The sequence below is a fragment of the Roseivivax sp. THAF197b genome, from assembly GCF_009363255.1.
Taxonomy (GTDB): Bacteria; Pseudomonadota; Alphaproteobacteria; order Rhodobacterales; family Rhodobacteraceae; genus Roseivivax.
Window position 1 is genome coordinate 47,295 of the sequence record NZ_CP045318.1, and the last position, 16,406, is coordinate 63,700.

Below are 16,406 nucleotides of genomic sequence, written 5' to 3' on the forward strand. Positions count from 1 at the left end.
AGAGGCATTCTTTTGAAACCCAGAATTTTGGTCTGCGGCGGCGCCGGATACATCGGCTCGCACATGGTGCGTCAACTTGTGGCTGACGGGTATGACGTGGTCGTCTATGACAACCTCTCGCAGGGGAATGCCCAAGCTGTCGGCGGTGTGCCCTTGATCCAGGGCGATCTGCTCGACCGGGAGGCTCTGGCCGCGCTCTTCGCCCAGCACGCATTCGACGCGGTCTACCATTTCGCCGCGCTGATCGCGGTGGGGGAATCGGTCACGGCGCCGGACCTCTACTACCGCAACAACGTGACCGGCACGCTCAACCTTCTCGATGCGATGCGCGTGGCGGGCGTGGACCGGTTCGTCTTTTCATCGACCGCCGCGATCTTCGGCAATCCGCAGACCGACCTGATCTCGGAGGATCATCCCAAGGCGCCGCTCAATCCCTATGGTCGCTCCAAGCTGATGATCGAGCAGGTGCTCGAGGATTACGGCCACGCCTTCGGCATCCGCTCCGTCTGTTTCCGCTACTTCAACGCCGCGGGCGCTCATCCCTCGGGCGAGATCGGCGAGGCGCATGACCCCGAGACGCACCTCGTGCCGAACGTGCTTCTGGCAGCGCTTGGGGAACGTGACGGGCTGGAGATCTTCGGGGACGATTACGACACCCGCGATGGCACCTGTATCCGCGACTACATCCATATCGACGACATCGCCTCGGCGCATCTGAAGGCGCTGGGCTACATGGACGCCCATCCCGGCGCGCATGTCTTCAACCTGGGCAACGGCAATGGCTTCTCCAACAAGGAGGTGCTGGATGCCGCCGCGCGGGTGATCGGCAAGAACCACGAGATCCCCTACCGGATCGGCCCCCGCCGTGCGGGCGATGCGGCGGTTCTGGTGGCGGACAGCAGCCGGGCACGGGAGGCGCTCGGATGGGCACCCGCTACCCCGGATATCGAGGATATCATCGAGACCGCCTGGAACTGGCATCGCGCCCCGAAATACGGCCCGTTCGCGAAATAGCTTGCACGGAGAACAGCATGGCAGAGCCCGATTTCACCGAGGATCCGCACCGCCGTTACAATCCGCTGAAGGACGAGTGGGTTCTGGTCTCTCCGCACCGCAACAAGCGGCCGTGGCAGGGGCAGACCGAGGAGACGGCACCCGACGAGAAACCCGCGCATGACCCCGACTGCTTCCTTTGTTCCGGCAACACGCGGGTCAACGGCGTGGTCAATCCGACCTATGAAGGCCCTTTCGTCTTCCCGAACGATTTCCCCGCGCTGCTGAGCGACACTCCGAAAGGCGAGGCCGAGGGCGATCCGTTGTTCCGGGCCGAGACGGTGCGGGGCACGGCGCGAGTGATCTGCTTTTCCGAACGCCACGACCTCACGTTGCCGGAATTGCCGCCCGAGAGTATCCGCCAGGTCATCGACCTCTGGGCCGAGCAGCTGGAGGAACTCGGAAAAGAGCACGATTGGGTTGCCATCTTCGAGAACAAGGGTGCGGTGATGGGCTGTTCCAACCCGCACCCGCACGGTCAGATCTGGGCCAGCGACTTCATCCCGAACGAGGTGGCGCGCGAAGATCATTGCCAGCACGCTTACCTGAAAGACACGGGCGCCAACCTGCTCGTCACCTATGCCGAGCGCGAAAGTGCCGACGGCGCGCGAACGGTGGTCGAGAATAATGACTGGATCGCCGTCGTGCCCTATTGGGCGATCTGGCCGTTCGAGACGATGGTGTTGCCCAAGCGGCACGTCCTCCGGCTGACCGACCTGACCGGCGCGGAGCGCGATGCCCTGGCCGATCTGCTCAAGCGGCTTTGCACCCGGTATGACAACCTTTTCAAGACCGAGTTTCCCTACACGATGGGCTGGCACGGCGCGCCGATGACCTCGGGCGACCACGATCATTGGCAATTGCACGCACATTTCTATCCGCCGCTTCTGCGGTCCGCGACGGTGCGCAAGTTCATGGTGGGTTACGAGATGCTGTCTGAGGCGCAGCGCGATCTGACCGCCGAAACGGCGGCAGAGCGGCTGCGCGCGCAATCGGAAGTGCATTACAAGATGGAGCCCACAGGATGACCGACGATCCGGCGGGCGCGCTTCTGAACGAAGTGACCGCGGCCTATGAGGCGCATTTCGGCATGGCTCCCGAGGCCACGGCCTTCGCGCCGGGACGCGTCAATCTTCTGGGCGAACATACCGATTATAACGGCGGCTTCGTGCTGCCCATGCCGCTTCGCCTGGGCACCGCGATGGCGGCGGGACGGGGCGGTCCTGCGGGCAGCTTGCGGGTGGCGAGCGCCAATTTCGACAGCGAAGAGCACCGCGACCTGTCAGAGAGCGCCGATGACAGGTGGTCGGATTACGTGCTCGGCAGCTTTCGCAACGCGCCCGGTCTCGGTGCAGGCGACGGTCTGACCGCGATGGTTGCCAGCAATCTGCCGATGGGGGCGGGTCTGTCGAGCTCCGCCGCGATCGAAGTCTGTACCTTGCGCATCGCCGATATCCTCTTCGGCACGAAGACCGATGCGGTGGAAATGGCGAAGCTCGCGCGAAAGGTCGAGAACGACTTCGTCGGCATGCCCTGCGGGATCATGGATCAGTTCGCGGTGTCCGTGGGCGCGGTAGGCGAGGCGCTGTTTCTCGACACCCGGACCTTGCGGCATGAGCCGGTGCCGCTGCTGGCGGAATACAGCTTCCTCGTCGTGCATTCCGGGGCGACGCATAAGCTCACCGATGGCGGTTATGCGACGCGCGTTGCCGAATGCCAGGCGGCGTGCGCGGCGCTGGGCGTCGAAGTGCTCAGCGATCTGTCGCTCGACGATCTGGACCGGATTGCGGCTTTGCCCGATCCGCTGAACCGACGCGCGCGGCACATCGTGACCGAGAATGACCGGGTGCAGCGGGGTGCCGCAGCGCTGCAAGCGGGCGATGCCGCGACATTCGCGGAACTGATGATTGCCAGCCACCGCTCGCAAAGTGCCGATTACGACGTGTCCTTGACCGAGATCGACGACCTGGTCGAAGGTGCGCTCACGGCAGGCGCAATCGGTGCCCGGTTGACCGGTGGCGGTTTCGGTGGCTCCATCGTGGCGCTCATTCCGGATGACAGGGCGACCGCGGTGGCCGACAGCTTGACCGCCGATTTCCCCAAGGCGCGGGTCCTGGCCGCGACCTGAGGCCGGACACAACATGCAGGTCCCGGAGCATAGAACATGAAGCGTACCCTCGGCACATGCTATTACCCCGAGCACTGGCCGCGTGAGATCTGGCAGGACGACGCGCGCCGCATGGTCGAGGCAGGCCTCACCTGGGTCCGGATCGGCGAATTTGCATGGTCGCGGCTCGAACCCGAGCCCGGCCGGTACGCCTTCGATTGGCTTGACGAGGCCATCGAGGTGCTTGGTGCGGCAGGTCTGCGCGTGGTGCTCGGCACGCCCACCGCGACGCCGCCGCGCTGGATGATCGACCGGCATCCCGACATGCTGGCGGTCGATGCGGAGGGGCGTCCGCGCAAGTTCGGCTCGCGCAGGCATTATTGCTTCAGCCATGAAGGCTACAAGGCCGAGTGCGGAAAGATCGTCACGGAACTCGCCGCGCGATACGGGCAGAACCCGCACGTCGCCGCCTGGCAGACCGACAACGAATATGGCTGCCACGATACCACGATCTCCTACAGCGATGCGGCACGCAAAGCGTTTCGGCGCTGGCTCCGCGCGCGCTATCCGGGGCCGTCCAATGACGGTGATATCCGCGCCTTGAACGCCGCCTGGGGCAATGTCTTCTGGTCGATGGAATACGCCGATTTCGACGATATCGACCTGCCCAACCTGACCGTGACCGAACCGAACCCGAGCCACGTTCTCGATTTCCGGCGCTTCTCGTCCGATCAGGTGGTGGCGTTCAACCGCCTGCAGACCGAGATCATTCGCGCCCATTCCAGCGCGCCCATCGCGCATAATTACATGGGGCGGGTCACCGATTTCGATCACTACAAGGTCGGCGCCGATCTGGAAATCTCCTCCTGGGACAGCTACCCGCTCGGCTTTCTCGAGGACCGCGTGCCTGCGACGGTGGAACAGCAGCGGCTCTATGCCCGACAGGGCGATCCGGATTTCCAGGCCTTTCATCACGATCTTTACCGGGCCGTCGGGCGCGGTCGCCTCTGGGTGATGGAGCAGCAGCCGGGGCCGGTGAACTGGGCGCCTTACAACCCTGCACCCCTGCCGGGCATGGTGCGGCTCTGGTCGTGGGAGGCCTTCGCCCACGGCGCCGAGGCCGTGTGCTACTTCCGCTGGCGGCAGGCCCCCATGGCGCAGGAGCAGATGCATGCCGGGTTGCTGCGTCCCGACAGCGCCGAGGCGCAGGGCCTCAAGGAGGCGCGGCAGGTCGCGGCGGAACTGGCCGAGACACCGGAGGTGAGCCCTGCGCAATCCCCGGTCGCGCTCATTTTCGACTATGACGCCGAATGGGCTTGGGCGATCCAGCCGCATGGCGCGGGGCTCAGCTATTTTGAGCTGGTCTTCGAAACCTACCGCGCGCTGCGCCGGGCAGGGCATTCGGTGGATATCCTGCCGCCGGATCCCGCCGCATTGGAGGGCTACAAGCTGATCGCCGCGCCCGGACTGATGCATGTCCCGGAGGCGCTGAAAACGGCGTTCGTGGAAAGCGGCGCGATTGTGCTTCTCGGTCCGCGCACTGCTGCGCGAGACGGCAACATGCGCATCCCGGTGCCCTTGCCGCCCGCCTTGCCGGGCTTTGATGTCACCGTGACGCATGTAGAAAGCCTGCGGCCCGATACACCCGTGGCTTTGAAAGGCGGCGGTACGATCCGCAGCTACCGCGAGGTGCTGGAAACCGGTGAAGAGGTGCTGGAGACCACGACAGAGGGCGAAGCGGTCGTGGTTGCGCAGGGTCATCTGATCTACGTCGCAGGCTGGCTGGATGCCGAGGCCATGCGTCGTTCCGTCAAAGACGCGTCCGAACGCGCCGGTCTTGCAACGCTCGATCTGCCCGAAAGCGTGCGCTGCCGCGATACGGGCGCTGATCGGTTCTGGTTCAACTATGCAACGGTCCCGCAGGAGGTGGATGGCAGGACGTTGCCACCCATATCCGTGACGCGGGAGCCCCGGGCCTAAACGCCATTCATGCGCAGATTGCTGACATTCCCGGAGGGGGTGCAGGCCTGATACAGTCGCGCTTCCCCTTCTCGGCATTGCGTGCCGTCTTCTCGATCCGGGGACCGTGGAGAGGTCGGAGCGCAGGCTTGTGTCGCGCAGGTGCCTCAAACACCGGGGATGCAAAATTCAACGGCTGTACCGCGTGATACGTCCAGCAGCCGGACCGTGCCCGCATGGATCTGCGCCACGTTGTCGACGATGGCGAGGCCGAGGCCAGAGCCGCCGCCCGCTTCCAGTTGACCGAACCGTCGAAAGGCGAGATCGGCCTTGTCCATTGGCAAGCCCCGACCGTCATCTTCGATGGTGACGCAGGCGTTTTTATCTTCCTTGGAAGTGCGTACGGTGATTGCAGTCAGCTCCGGCCCGCCATGTTGCAGGGCGTTCTCGATTACATTGGTAATGGCTTCGCCCAATAGAACGGCGTCACCCTGAACGCGTAGAGGCTCGGGTGTTTGAACCAATTCGAAGCTGAGATCTCGGGACAGGATCGCGGGGCCGAGATCGGAACAGGCCTGGGCTGCCACATCGTTCAGATCGAGCGTGGCGAAGTCTCGCGGTCCGTCGAAACGCAGCCGCTCGAGCGACAGGAGCTGCTCGGCCAAGCGCGCGGATTTGCGTGCCGCCTTGATCAGATCGCGCTGGTGTCTTTCGCGGTCCTTCGGGTCTTGGATATCGGGCATCGTTTCGGCCAGGAAAAGCAAGGCCGAGGCCGGATTGCGCAGCTGGTGAGCGGCGTCGGAAATGAAGGATTGATGCGTCTCGATATTGCGCGCGACCTGCCCGAAAAGGCGGTTCAGCGTGCCGACAATAGCCGCCACCTCAACCGGGACCGGGCGCTTTATGCGCCGCAGATCATCGGGCGAACGCTGTTCGATGGCATTTTGCAGATCCCGCAACGGGCGCAGGCCCACCTGCACGCCGAACCAGACCACAAATGCGAGAGCCAGCATCAGCACGGCCATCAAACCCGCGGCGCGCTGGGCAAGGGTGGCTGCAAAGGCGGCGCGGTCACTGAGACGCTGCCAGACGGTTACCACGGCCTGACCCGTCATGGTGCCGATGCTCACCGTTTCGGACATGCGCAACACGCGCACGCGCTCATCGCGGTAATCGGCAAGAAAATAGGCGGGCTCGTCGCTGTCCGAGCTGCCGGGCGCATTGGGCGGATAGACGTAACCAATGACATAGATGCCGCCCGGACCGGTCACATGATAGAAAATCTCGCCGCCCCCCGCATCGGACACGATCTCGCGGGTGCTGGGGGACAGCGCATCGCCCTCCGAGATCGTGACATCCCGCGAAATGGCGAGCGCCGCGGATAACAGGCTGCGGTCGAAGAGATCCTCCGCCGTGCGCTTGGCCACCTCGTAGCGCCAGATGCCGAGCAGCACCGAGACGACGAGGAGCGGCGCAAGGATCAGCAGGAACAACCGCGCGAAGCGACAAGGCGGTCATGAGCCGGTCAGGTCCAACATGTAGCCCAACCCGCGCGCGGTCTTGATGCGCACGCCATGTTGTTCGAGCCTGCGCCTGAGCCGCGACACATGCGGCTCGATCGCGCTGTCGTCGACATCGGCCCCGGTACCGTAGACACGGGTCAGAAGCTGGGCCTTCGAGACGATCCGGCCGCGTCGTTCGAGCAGGCATTCGAGGGTGGCGATCTCCTTGTGCGGCACATCGAGCGACGTGTCGCCATCCATCAGCTGCCGACTTGTGCGATCGAAGGTCAGCGCGCCCAGATGGTCGCGCGCCGAGAACACGAGGTTCTTGCGCCGCGCCATCGCGCGCAGCCGGGCCTCGAGCTCGTCCATCTCGAAGGGCTTGGTCAGGTAGTCGTCCGCCCTGGCATCGAGCCCCGCCACCCGCTCCTCCGTCTCGCTGCGCGCAGTCAGAAGGATCACCGGCGTGCCATCGCCGCGGCCGCGGAGCGCCCGCAGAACCGACAGGCCGTCCAGCCCCGGAAGATTGATATCGAGAACGATCAGGTCGGCCCCGTCCCCCTTGAGAAAATCATCCACCGCCTGCCCATCGTGCAGAAGGTCTACGGCGTGGCCGCGATGCCGCAATCGGGACGCGATCCCGGTGGCGAGCGCTTCGTTATCCTCGATGATTGCAATGCGTATGCCCGAAACTTTGTCACGATGCGCAAGTTTCGCGCAAAGTTGAGACCGCAAGTTCCCCGCATTGGAGGAGGGGATTCGTCCCTTTGGACAGTCAAACTTATCGCCGCGCCTCGCGTCCGGGATACACCGGTCTGTGGGAGGACATCATGACCATCAAGACATTCGCGGGTACCGTTGCCACCGCTGCACTTCTCGCGTCTTCGGCCGCCGCCGAAGTCGACTTTTCCGGCAAGACGATCGAATGGGTAATCCCGTTCTCGGAAACCGGCGGGTCGGCCAAGTGGGCCAACTTCTTCGCACCGCTCCTGGCGGAAGAGCTGCCGGGCAACCCGACCGTCGTGGTCAAGTTCATGCCGGGTGCCGGTTCGACCAAGGGCGCCAACTGGTTCCAGGAGCAGGAGCATGAAAACGGCACGCTGCTGTTCGGCACATCCGGCTCCACGCAGTTCCCGTTCCTTCTCGGCGATCCCCGCGTGCGCTATGAGTATAGCGACTGGACCCCCGTCATGGCCTCGGGCACGGGCGGTGTCGCCTACCTGAACGCCGAGGATGGCGCCAATTTCGACGGCTCGGCCAATGCGCTTCAGGACACCGATTTCATCTATGGCAGCCAGGGTGCCACCCGCCTCGATCTCGTGCCGCTGCTGGCTTGGGAAATGCTCGGCATGAATGTTGAGCCGGTCTTCGGGATCAAGGGCCGCGGCGACGGTCGCCTGATGTTCGAGCGCGGTGAAGCCACGATCGACTACCAGACGTCCTCGGGCTATCTCGGCGCGTCAGCCGATCTGGTCGCGCAGGGCAAGGCCGTGCCGATGATGACCTGGGGCGCGCTGGATGCCGATGGCAACATTGTCCGCGACCCGACCTTCCCCGACATCCCGACCTTCAAGGAAGTCTGCGAAGCCACCGATGGCTGCGCGACCTCCGGCGAGGCCTGGGACGCGTGGAAAGCCTTCTTCGTCGCGGGCTTCCCGGTGCAGAAGATCGCCTTCCTGCCTGCAGGCACGCCCGATGACGTGGCGCAGGCCTATTCTGACGCCTTCGATGCCGTCCGCAATCGCGACGACTTCGCCACCATCGCCGAAAAGCGCGTCGGCAAATACGACGTCTTCGTCGGCGAAGGCGCGCAGAAGGCCACCACGGCCGACACGACCGTGTCGGACGAAGCGAAGACCTTCGTGCAGAATTGGCTGCAAGAAGCCTACGGCGTGTCGCTGAACTGAGCACATAGCCCGCGCGGTCCCCTCTCTCCCGGGACCGCGCCTCTTTCCTGACACTTCCGACAACCGGAGGCCGGTGCGATGGACATCTTCGCAACCGCCCTGCCTGCGCTTGGCCAAGCATGGGCCCTCATCTTGCAACCCGTCGTTTTGGGGTATCTCGTTCTGGGCGTGGTCATGGGACTTGCCGTTGGCGTGTTTCCGGGCCTCGGCGGCATCGCGGGTCTGTCGTTGCTGTTGCGGGGTCCTGTTGACGGTCGGATCCGGAGCGCTCGCCTGGCTGAAGACCAAGGCCGATCCGGATCTTGGCGCGCAAGGCGCCTGGGGCGGCGAGATGGCCTTTGTCCTTCTGCTCGGTGCTGTCGGGGCGACGGGTCTTGCGCTTTATGCGGCGACGGGCACCGGGGCGGTCGCGTGGCTTCTGGCGCTCCATCTCGGGCTCGTGCTGACATTCTTCCTGCTGACGCCCTATTCCAAGATGGCGCACGGGATCTACCGGCTGGCCGCGCTCACGATCGAAGCGGCGCGGCAACGCGGGTAGGCCCCTAACGGGTAATTGCGGGTCCCGGTCGCAATGAGGTCTTGAGCCGGGTCGATTGCGGGGTCCCGCGCGCGGTCATTCTGCGCAGAGGACTCGCGAGGCTCGCACGGGACGGGACCGGGCGCATTCGAGACACCCGGTCCTAATCTCGATCCGAGGGTCAGATTTCCACGACCACTTTGCCCATGGCCTGACCGCTCTTGAGCCGCGCATAGGCGTCTCCGACCTCGGCGAAGCTGAAGGTTTTCTCGTCCAGCAACGGAGTGACGCTGCCCGCATCCACCAGCTTTGCGAGGCCGGACAGAATTCCTCCATGTGTCTCGCGACCGACATCGTGCAGCATCGGAAGCAGCATGAAGACGACATGCAGGGACAGGCCTTTGAAATGCGCAGGCGAGAGGTCGAGCTCCAGCAAGGCGACGGTCGTGACGACGTGCGCGTTCAGGGCGGCTGCCGCGAAAGAGTTGGTCATATTCTCGCCGCCGACCGAGTCGAAGACCACATCGAATCCGGCGCCGCCGGTATGAGCGGCGACATAGGCCTCGACTGTCTCGGCCGCGTAGTCGATGGGGGCCGCGCCGAATGTCTTGATCGCGGACAGCTTCGCGTCACCCGTTCCGGTCGACCAAACGTCCGCGCCGAGATGCTGCGCCAGTTGCACGGCGATATGGCCGACGCCTCCGGCCCCGCCATGCACGAGCACCTTGTGACCTTTGCCTGCCCCGGCGCGCTTGAGGCCTTCCCAGGCGGTGATGCCGACGAGCGGCAGGGCCGCGGCTTCGCGCATGCTCAGCGATTTGGGCTTGTGGGCGATCAGGCGGACATCGGCCAGCATGAACTCGGCCAAGGCGCCCTGAAGGTCCGCAAGACCGCCCGCGCAGCCATAGACCTCGTCACCAACGGCGAAGCCTTTGACATCCGCGCCCACCTCTTCGACGATCCCCGCGAAATCCATGCTGAGAATGGCGGGCAGATCGGGCGAGAGCGGCAGATCCTTGCCCATGTCGCGGATCATCGTGTCAACGGTATTCACGCTCGTCGCCTTGACGCGCACGAGGACATGGCCGGGCTTGACCGCCGGGCGCTCGATCTCGGTGGGCGTGAAGATGGCATCGGGGCCGTAGTCGTTCAGGATCATCTTCTTCATCGGAAACTCCGGATAGGGGGTGCGTTGACCCGGAGATATTTCCCTATGAATTTTGATATCATCCGTAGAAATATGATTTCAGTTTTCGGTTTCCGGGTATAAATGCGCGTCTTGCCCGTCAGCCCACGGCGGCAAGATCCCGGATCGCGCGCATCACCGCAGCCACTTGCGACGCGTCGCGCGCGCTTGCATTGGGTTCGGCGAATTTCCCGCTGTCATTGTCGAAATAGCGGCCCGACGCCTCTGCGAATTCTTCCGAAAGGGCTGCGCGACACAGGATATCGGCCCCGATCGACAGGTCGCTGCCCGCGACGCCGAAGCCTTCCCTGACCATCTTCGAGGCGAGCAGCGAGCCCGGATTGACGGGAATGAAGACGGGTCCCTCCGGGAGGTCCTGCGCCATCTGCCGCGTCCAGATCGTGATCGCAAGCTTGCTCTGCGCATAGGCCTCCATGTGATCGAGGTCGTGCTCACCACGCAGGGCTGCAACATCGACGGTCGCCTGCGCTGCCGAGGACAGGTTCACGACGCGCCCCGTCGGGGGAATGATGGGCAGCAAGCGCCGTGTGAGCAGGTAGGGCGCGACGGTATTGACCACGAAGCGGGTGTCGAGCCCGTCGGGCGTGCGGGTCTGCGCGGTCTTGAAAACCCCGGCATTGTTGATCAGCACGTCAAGTCGGTCGTGATGCGCGAGGATTTCCTCGGCCAACGCCTCCACCTGGTCCAGCCGGGAAAGATCGGCCCGGAAGGTTGCGGGGTCGGTGCCCACCTCGCGGGCCGCAGTCGCGAGCTTTTCGGCGCTGCGGCCGTGAAGCAGCACGGTGTGACCGTCCGCAGCCAGCGTTTTGGCGGTCCGCAGGCCGATGCCATCGGTCGCGCCGGTGATCAGGATCGTCTTGAACATGGGATGTCTCCTCAGATGTGGAAATGCGGCAGGATTTCTTTTGCCAATCGCTGCAGGGTAGGTTCGATGCCCGCGCTGTTGAATCGCAGGTTCAGCGCGACGTGGTTGATGCCGAGATCGCGGATGTCGGTCAGGTAGGACCGCAGATGATCCGTGCCTGACCGGAAGCCCAAGTGAATGGGTTCGGGGCGTGCATCCGCGTCCTCGGCAAGATCGACATAGAGCGGTTGCATCACCGGCTTGTCGGGCAGGCCTGCCTCGGCTGTGTTGGACGATACGCTGCCACGGCGCGGGCCTGCGTGATGGCGTCGCGCGGATAGTTCATCTAGCCATCGCCATTGCCCGCGATCCAATCCGGAGATTGCTGGCTGCCCCCGGTGATCAGCAGTGGCAATCGTCCCGCCGTGGGTTTCGGCAGCATGTCGATACCGTCCGACAGGCGGCCCTGCGCGGTGTCCCGACGCGGGTAATCCTCCGCCATCGTACGGATGTAGTCGAAACTGTCGCGGAACCGCGCGCCGCGATCCTCGAAGCCCATGTTAAGCGCGGGGTATTCATCGGGCCGGTCGCCGGAGGCGATGCCGAGCAGAAGCCGCCCACCCGAAAGCACGTCCGCAGAGGCCGCCGCCTTGGCCACATGGGCGGGGTGGCGCAGGGGGCAGGACAACGCTCGCCACGCCAAGCGCGATGTCGCGGGTCGAGGCGGCCAGCGCGCCAAGGTGAACGAACGGATCGAACACCTGCCTGGCATCGCCGAAGGACGGCACGTTGAACGGCACGTCCCGAAGCCACAGCGCCGAAAAGCCCAGACCGTCCGCGAGCCGCGCAAGGTCCATATGGCGCGCCATGTCCGGTACGGCGCTATGCGGATAGGCCGCCAGTGGCACGACGAGGCCGATGCTGAGCCGCCCGGGGCGGAAGGTGGCATCGAAGCCTCGGTTGAGGGGTTCGAACGCGGGGGAGGTCTGGTCAGGCATCATGCGCTCCGTGCTGGGGCTCTGCCGTCAGGCGAGATCGTCCTTGCCCGCGACGAGCCAGTGGAAGCTGGTCGATCCGGCATGGCGATTTGCGAGATGGGGCGCATAGTCGGGATCATCCATGAAGGCCTGTGCCGCTTCGGCGGAGGGCCATTCGATCAGGATGCGCAGAGCCGCCTCGCGTGCGGGCCCTTCCAGTTGCTCGTGGCTGGTCGTCCGCGCGAGGTATCGCCCGCCATGCTGTGCGATCAGTCGGTTGGCGGTGGGCAGGTAGTCGGCAATCCAGTCTTCGGCCCGGGGCGTCACTTCGAGGATCGAATAATGCGTCACAGTCTGTTCCTTTCATTGGATGTACTGCGTTGGAGGCGTCAGCGTGGTGCCAAGTTATCCCTTGCGAATTCGCGATAAACCTAGGCATACCGAGCTAGACATTTCGGTTTTTGGATATAATCGCCGTGGACACGGACAATCTGCGTCTCTTCGTGATGGCAGCCGAGCGGCTCAATATTTCCGCGGCGGGGCGCGAACTCGGCCTGGCGCCGGCCGTGGCAAGCGCCCGGCTCGCCAAGTTGGAACAGGAATTGGGCGCGGAGCTGTTGCGCCGCACCACCCGCAAAGTTTCCCTGTCGCTCGAAGGGTCGGATTTCCTGCCCTATGCCCGCGAGATCCTGGCCCAGGCCGATGCCGGTCGCGCGGCGCTGGGCGGCAGCGATGCCGGGCCGAATGGCACGCTGCGCTTCGCCGCGCCAAGCAGCTTTGCCCAGCGTCACATCATGCCGCTCCTGCCGGAGTTTCACGGCCTCTACCCGGATCTCACGCTTGATCTGCGCCTGTCCGACACGCGCTTCGATGCCATTGAAGGCAGTTTCGACCTTGCCTTGCGCAGCGGTCCGCTGAGCGACAGCAGTCTGAAGGGGCGCAAGCTTGCCGAGGACACACGGGTCCTTTGCGCGGCGCCGGAATATCTCGACAGGCACGGCACCCCGGACACGCCCGCCGATCTCGTGGACCACCGGATCATCGCGTGGAACAGCCTCGAGCCACGGGAGCTGGTCAACCGGACCGGAGACACCGCGCGGCTGGACCCGGCGGCTATGTCCTGCCGGATCATTCTCGACGATGGCGACGCGCAGCGCGAAGCGACTCTTGCAGGGGCGGGGCTTTCGATGAACTCGCTCTGGAACGTCGCCGACGAGATCGCGGCGGGTCGGCTGGTCCGGGTGTTGCCCGGCTGGAAGATGAACGACCACTCGGTGCTCTGGCTGGTCTATCCGCGCAGCAACGTGCTGACCCCGAAGACGCGGATCTTCATCGACTTCCTGATCGCGCGACTGTCGGGTCACGCGGGGTGGAGCGAGTGAGCCGCCGTCAGCCCGCTGGCGGCGTAAGCAGAGACATCGCGGCCGAAACACGCGCCACCCTGCAGGCCCGGGCCGCCTCGCAGGCCTGCATCCGACAAGGTCCTGAGGCGATCCTTGCTGCGATGGCGACCCGGAGCCATGCCCTGAGCCCGGAAAGAATGAGCCGGTCGGCTTGCGATGCTGACGTCAGCCCTCAGCCCGCGATCTCTATCCCGATCTTGCCGATATGCGCCTTGCCGAGGAACGCCTCCTGCGCCGCCCGGAGATCACGAAGCGTGTAGGTCTCGGCCAGAACAGGCCGGATCTCGCCCCGCTCGATATACCCCACCAGATCGGTGAAGACGCCCGGCGCCTGCCGGGTGCTGCCGGTCAGCGTCAGATCCTTGAGGTAGAGCGTGCGCAGGTCCAACTCCACGATCGGCCCGGCGATGGCGCCGGAGGTCACGTAGCGCCCGCGCACCGCCAGCGCGTCAAGAAGTTCGGGCCAGCGTGGCCCGCCTACGAGGTCGAGCACCACGTCGTAGGCGCTTTCGGGCAAGATGTCGTCGCGCCCCAGGATGGCATCCGCCCCGAGCGCGCGCAGGTCGTCGGCCTTGGCCGGGCTGGTCATCGCCGTGACATGCGCGCCGCGCCGCTTGGCCAATTGCACCGCCGCCGATCCGACGCCACCGGAAGCACCGGTGATCAGCACCCGCTCCGCGCCGAGGTCCGCGCGCTGTATCATCCCCTCGGCCGTGGAGAAGGCGCAGGGGAAGGAGGCAAGTTCAACATCCGACAACGGGCTAACGATATGGATTGCATGAGCGCTCTCGACTGTGGCGAACTCGGCGAAGCCGCCATCGCGCTCCGAACCGAAGGTTATCAGATCGTGGTCTTCACCGCCTGCTGGCCGGTGCATCGGGCGTACCAGCACACGCTCTCCTAAGCGGGCCGGATCGACGCCCTCGCCCAGCGCGACGATGACGCCGCAGCAATCGGCGCCTTGGATCCGCGGGAAACTCAGCGCGCCGGACCAGGCGCCGTCTTCGTCCGAGGCGCCGTCATATCCCGTGGCCGCCGCCGATCCGGTGTCGCCGCGCACGGCCTTCGAGTACCAGCCGGTGCGGGTGTTCACATCGGTATTGTTCACCGCGGAGGCGCCGACGCGGATCAGCACTTCCCCCGGCGCGGGGCGGGGGACCGGCATGTCCTCGCGCAATTCCAGCTTGGAAAGGCCGCCATGGCCCGTCAGAACCATGGCCTTCATCGTTTCGGGAAGTGTCATCGGGTCGCTCCGTCATGTAGAATGATTGCTCTACTTGCGTAGGTAGAGTAATCCCTCTACATCGTCAACATGACCGATACGATGACCAAGATCGCCTCCGGGCTTGAGCGGGCCTTTGCCGCGCGGGGTTTTGCAGAACCCAGCGTCGAGGACCTACGAGACGCGGCGGGTGTCAGCCTACGCACGCTTTACAAATACACGCCGTCCCGCGCCGACATGGTTCTGGCGGCGCTGGAGCATCGCCATACCCGCTATCTCGGCCATCTGTTCGACGATCTGCCTGATGCGCCTGACGCCGCGCTTGATGCGCTCTTTGACCGGGTCGGGGGCTGGATGGCGTCCGAAGCGGCGCATGGCTGCCTGTTTCACGGCGCCGTCGCGGCAGAGCCGGGCAGCGATCGGCTATGGGCGCTTCTGGCGCGGCACAAGGCCGAGGTCGCCCGCCGCGCCGCTGCCGCCGCTGGCTTGCAGGGGTTCGAGACGGAGCTCCTGATCATCCTCGACGGTCTGACACAGGCCTGGACGCTGCATCGTGATGCGGCGGTCGCAAGCGCCAAGCGATTGGGGCAGGGCCTGCGGAACAACCTGGCCGCGTGATGGCCACCCCGGTTCAGAGCGACGGCATCTTATGGCTGTTCGTTGGAGAAATCCGCGCCACACGCTTGGTTCCGGTGGTAGCCTTTTTGCGATAACCACATGGGAACGCTTGGTTGCGCTGCAAACCACGCGCGATGGAGGAGTATCCCGCGATGTTCACGATCCCGATTGTGGTGCTTGTCCTTCTGTTTCTGCTCTGCGTGACGCAGCTTGTCAGTGCCTCCGCCGCGGCTGATCTGCCTGCGCGCGGGAAGAAGACGCGCGTGACCGGCGGGCGGCTGCACTGGGTGGAGGAAGGGTCCGGCCCCCCGGTTGTCATGATCCACGGGCTCGCCGGATCGCTGGATAATTTCACCTATGCGATGACTGGCGCATTCGAGGGCCAGGTGCGCGCGATCGCGGTCGACCGGCCGGGCTGCGGATGGTCCGAACGCGACGGCGTGAAGTTCGCGGAGCTGAACCGGCAAGCGCGCATGATCGCCGAATTCATCGAGGCCGAAGGGCTGGACCGGCCTGTCGTCGTCGGCCATTCGCTCGGCGGTACGGTCGCGCTTCTGCTGGCGCTCAACCATCCCGCGCAGGTGGGGGGACTTGTGCTTTTGTGTCCGGCGACAGCACGGCTCGACAAGACGCCGCCTGCCTTTCGCGGCATCGATATCGCGAAGCAGGACCTCGTGCCGGCCATCGGCTACGGCATGTCGGGCCTTGCCGCCAAGGGGATCGAGCGCAGCGTGCTGGAGCAGGTCTTCGCCCCCGAACCGGTCGCGCCGGACTTCATGATGCGGGGCGGGGCGATCCTCGCGCGTCGCGCGTCGTCCTACATCGCAGCGGCGCAGGACCTCGCAGCCAGCCGTGACGGGTTTCGGCTGCTTGGAGGCCGCGCGGGCGAGATCGAGGTTCCGATCAGCGTGGTGTATGGCGCCGAGGACAAGGTGCTCGACCCGACGCTGCACGGACGGGATTTTGCCGAAAGGGTGGGCTGCGACTATACCGAGCTTGAAGGCCGCGGGCATCTGATCCCGGTGACGGCCGCTGCGGATTGCGCCGATGCCGTGCGCCGGGTCCTAGCCCGCGTTCATCAGTGAGGGTC

Annotated in this window: 18 protein-coding genes; 9 read left to right on the plus strand and 9 right to left on the minus strand. The window is 65.0% G+C overall.

Annotated elements, in window-relative coordinates:
• Positions 1-63 precede the first annotated feature (63 nt).
• Genes galE through FIV09_RS00260 form a run of 4 tightly spaced genes read left to right on the plus strand, consistent with a single transcriptional unit; the run spans position 64 to position 5,140 of the window.
• The gene (galE, locus tag FIV09_RS00245) at positions 64-1,014 is read left to right on the plus strand and encodes a UDP-glucose 4-epimerase GalE (protein ID WP_254702276.1); all 951 of its coding nucleotides are present in this window, start codon (positions 64-66) and stop codon (positions 1,012-1,014) included.
• 17 nt (positions 1,015-1,031) lie between these two features.
• Positions 1,032-2,081, plus strand: a complete 1,050-nt coding sequence (locus FIV09_RS00250) for a UDP-glucose--hexose-1-phosphate uridylyltransferase (RefSeq protein ID WP_152448102.1) — start codon at positions 1,032-1,034, stop codon at positions 2,079-2,081.
• On the plus strand, positions 2,078-3,181 hold the full coding sequence (gene galK, locus FIV09_RS00255) for a galactokinase (protein WP_152448103.1): 1,104 nt from the start codon (positions 2,078-2,080) through the stop codon (positions 3,179-3,181). The genes FIV09_RS00250 and galK overlap by 4 nt, the downstream gene beginning before the upstream one ends.
• 36 nt (positions 3,182-3,217) lie before the next feature.
• Positions 3,218-5,140 carry a beta-galactosidase gene (locus FIV09_RS00260; protein WP_152448104.1) on the plus strand — a complete coding sequence of 641 codons (1,923 nt, stop codon included), beginning with the start codon at positions 3,218-3,220 and terminating at the stop codon, positions 5,138-5,140.
• A gap of 146 nt (positions 5,141-5,286) precedes the next feature.
• Here FIV09_RS00260 and FIV09_RS00265 read toward each other — a convergent pair whose 3' ends face one another.
• On the minus strand, positions 5,287-6,612 hold the full coding sequence (locus FIV09_RS00265; protein WP_254702277.1) for a sensor histidine kinase: 1,326 nt from the start codon (positions 6,610-6,612) through the stop codon (positions 5,287-5,289).
• A gap of 21 nt (positions 6,613-6,633) precedes the next feature.
• On the minus strand, positions 6,634-7,305 hold the full coding sequence (locus FIV09_RS00270) for a response regulator transcription factor (protein WP_152452254.1): 672 nt from the start codon (positions 7,303-7,305) through the stop codon (positions 6,634-6,636).
• Positions 7,306-7,451: 146 nt separating this feature from the next.
• Here FIV09_RS00270 and FIV09_RS00275 point away from each other — a divergent pair, with 146 nt between their 5' ends.
• Positions 7,452-8,528, plus strand: a complete 1,077-nt coding sequence (locus FIV09_RS00275; protein WP_152448105.1) for a tricarboxylate transporter — start codon at positions 7,452-7,454, stop codon at positions 8,526-8,528.
• 247 nt (positions 8,529-8,775) lie between these two features.
• Entirely contained in the window at positions 8,776-9,066 is a 291-nt protein-coding gene (locus tag FIV09_RS20265; RefSeq protein WP_172975590.1) for a hypothetical protein, read from the plus strand.
• 160 nt (positions 9,067-9,226) lie between these two features.
• Here the strand turns inward: FIV09_RS20265 and FIV09_RS00285 are convergent, their stop codons facing one another.
• From FIV09_RS00285 to FIV09_RS00300, 6 genes are all read right to left on the minus strand, one after another.
• Positions 9,227-10,213, minus strand: a complete 987-nt coding sequence (locus tag FIV09_RS00285; protein ID WP_152448107.1) for a zinc-dependent alcohol dehydrogenase family protein — start codon at positions 10,211-10,213, stop codon at positions 9,227-9,229.
• 118 nt (positions 10,214-10,331) lie between these two features.
• Positions 10,332-11,117, minus strand: coding sequence for an SDR family NAD(P)-dependent oxidoreductase (locus tag FIV09_RS00290; protein ID WP_152448108.1), 786 nt, complete (start codon positions 11,115-11,117; stop codon positions 10,332-10,334).
• Positions 11,118-11,128: 11 nt separating this feature from the next.
• Positions 11,129-11,350 carry a hypothetical protein gene (locus FIV09_RS20560; protein WP_254702278.1) on the minus strand — a complete coding sequence of 74 codons (222 nt, stop codon included), beginning with the start codon at positions 11,348-11,350 and terminating at the stop codon, positions 11,129-11,131.
• Between the two features lie 92 nt (positions 11,351-11,442).
• The gene (locus tag FIV09_RS20565; RefSeq protein ID WP_254702446.1) at positions 11,443-11,784 is read right to left on the minus strand and encodes an LLM class flavin-dependent oxidoreductase; all 342 of its coding nucleotides are present in this window, start codon (positions 11,782-11,784) and stop codon (positions 11,443-11,445) included.
• Positions 11,672-12,094: an LLM class flavin-dependent oxidoreductase gene (locus FIV09_RS20570; protein WP_254702280.1), complete on the minus strand. Its 423-nt coding sequence runs from the start codon at positions 12,092-12,094 to the stop codon at positions 11,672-11,674. Before FIV09_RS20570 ends, FIV09_RS20565 begins: the two co-directional genes overlap by 113 nt.
• Before the next feature lie 27 nt (positions 12,095-12,121).
• A complete protein-coding gene (locus FIV09_RS00300; RefSeq protein WP_152448109.1) occupies positions 12,122-12,424 on the minus strand; it encodes a DUF1330 domain-containing protein in 303 nt (100 codons plus the stop codon).
• A gap of 125 nt (positions 12,425-12,549) precedes the next feature.
• On the opposite strand from FIV09_RS00300, the gene FIV09_RS00305 reads away from it, so the two are divergent.
• Positions 12,550-13,455 carry a LysR family transcriptional regulator gene (locus FIV09_RS00305; protein WP_152452256.1) on the plus strand — a complete coding sequence of 302 codons (906 nt, stop codon included), beginning with the start codon at positions 12,550-12,552 and terminating at the stop codon, positions 13,453-13,455.
• A gap of 193 nt (positions 13,456-13,648) precedes the next feature.
• Here the strand turns inward: FIV09_RS00305 and FIV09_RS00310 are convergent, their stop codons facing one another.
• Positions 13,649-14,719 carry an alcohol dehydrogenase family protein gene (locus FIV09_RS00310; RefSeq protein ID WP_152448110.1) on the minus strand — a complete coding sequence of 357 codons (1,071 nt, stop codon included), beginning with the start codon at positions 14,717-14,719 and terminating at the stop codon, positions 13,649-13,651.
• Positions 14,720-14,788: 69 nt separating this feature from the next.
• Between FIV09_RS00310 and FIV09_RS00315 the strand changes: the two genes are divergently transcribed.
• Together FIV09_RS00315 and FIV09_RS00320 are read left to right on the plus strand one after the other, a co-directional pair.
• A complete protein-coding gene (locus FIV09_RS00315; RefSeq protein WP_152448111.1) occupies positions 14,789-15,316 on the plus strand; it encodes a TetR/AcrR family transcriptional regulator in 528 nt (175 codons plus the stop codon).
• A 152-nt stretch (positions 15,317-15,468) separates the two neighbouring features.
• Positions 15,469-16,401: an alpha/beta fold hydrolase gene (locus FIV09_RS00320; protein ID WP_172976544.1), complete on the plus strand. Its 933-nt coding sequence runs from the start codon at positions 15,469-15,471 to the stop codon at positions 16,399-16,401.
• The last annotated feature ends 5 nt before the right edge of the window (positions 16,402-16,406 follow it).

Bases quoted from the DNA above. Each gene is read 5' to 3' on its own strand.
- FIV09_RS00285 (WP_152448107.1), bottom strand. From the start codon at position 10,213: ATGAAGAAGATGATCCTGAACGACTACGGCCCCGATGCCATCTTCACG.
- FIV09_RS20560 (WP_254702278.1), bottom strand. From the start codon at position 11,350: ATGCAACCGCTCTATGTCGATCTTGCCGAGGACGCGGATGCACGCCCC.
- galE (WP_254702276.1), top strand. From the start codon at position 64: ATGGTGCGTCAACTTGTGGCTGACGGGTATGACGTGGTCGTCTATGAC.
- galK (WP_152448103.1), top strand. From the start codon at position 2,078: ATGACCGACGATCCGGCGGGCGCGCTTCTGAACGAAGTGACCGCGGCC.
- FIV09_RS00290 (WP_152448108.1), bottom strand. From the start codon at position 11,117: ATGTTCAAGACGATCCTGATCACCGGCGCGACCGATGGCATCGGCCTG.
- FIV09_RS00250 (WP_152448102.1), top strand. From the start codon at position 1,032: ATGGCAGAGCCCGATTTCACCGAGGATCCGCACCGCCGTTACAATCCG.
- FIV09_RS00310 (WP_152448110.1), bottom strand. From the start codon at position 14,719: ATGACACTTCCCGAAACGATGAAGGCCATGGTTCTGACGGGCCATGGC.
- FIV09_RS00320 (WP_172976544.1), top strand. From the start codon at position 15,469: ATGTTCACGATCCCGATTGTGGTGCTTGTCCTTCTGTTTCTGCTCTGC.
- FIV09_RS00260 (WP_152448104.1), top strand. From the start codon at position 3,218: ATGAAGCGTACCCTCGGCACATGCTATTACCCCGAGCACTGGCCGCGT.
- FIV09_RS00275 (WP_152448105.1), top strand. From the start codon at position 7,452: ATGACCATCAAGACATTCGCGGGTACCGTTGCCACCGCTGCACTTCTC.
- FIV09_RS00315 (WP_152448111.1), top strand. From the start codon at position 14,789: ATGACCGATACGATGACCAAGATCGCCTCCGGGCTTGAGCGGGCCTTT.
- FIV09_RS20570 (WP_254702280.1), bottom strand. From the start codon at position 12,094: ATGCCTGACCAGACCTCCCCCGCGTTCGAACCCCTCAACCGAGGCTTC.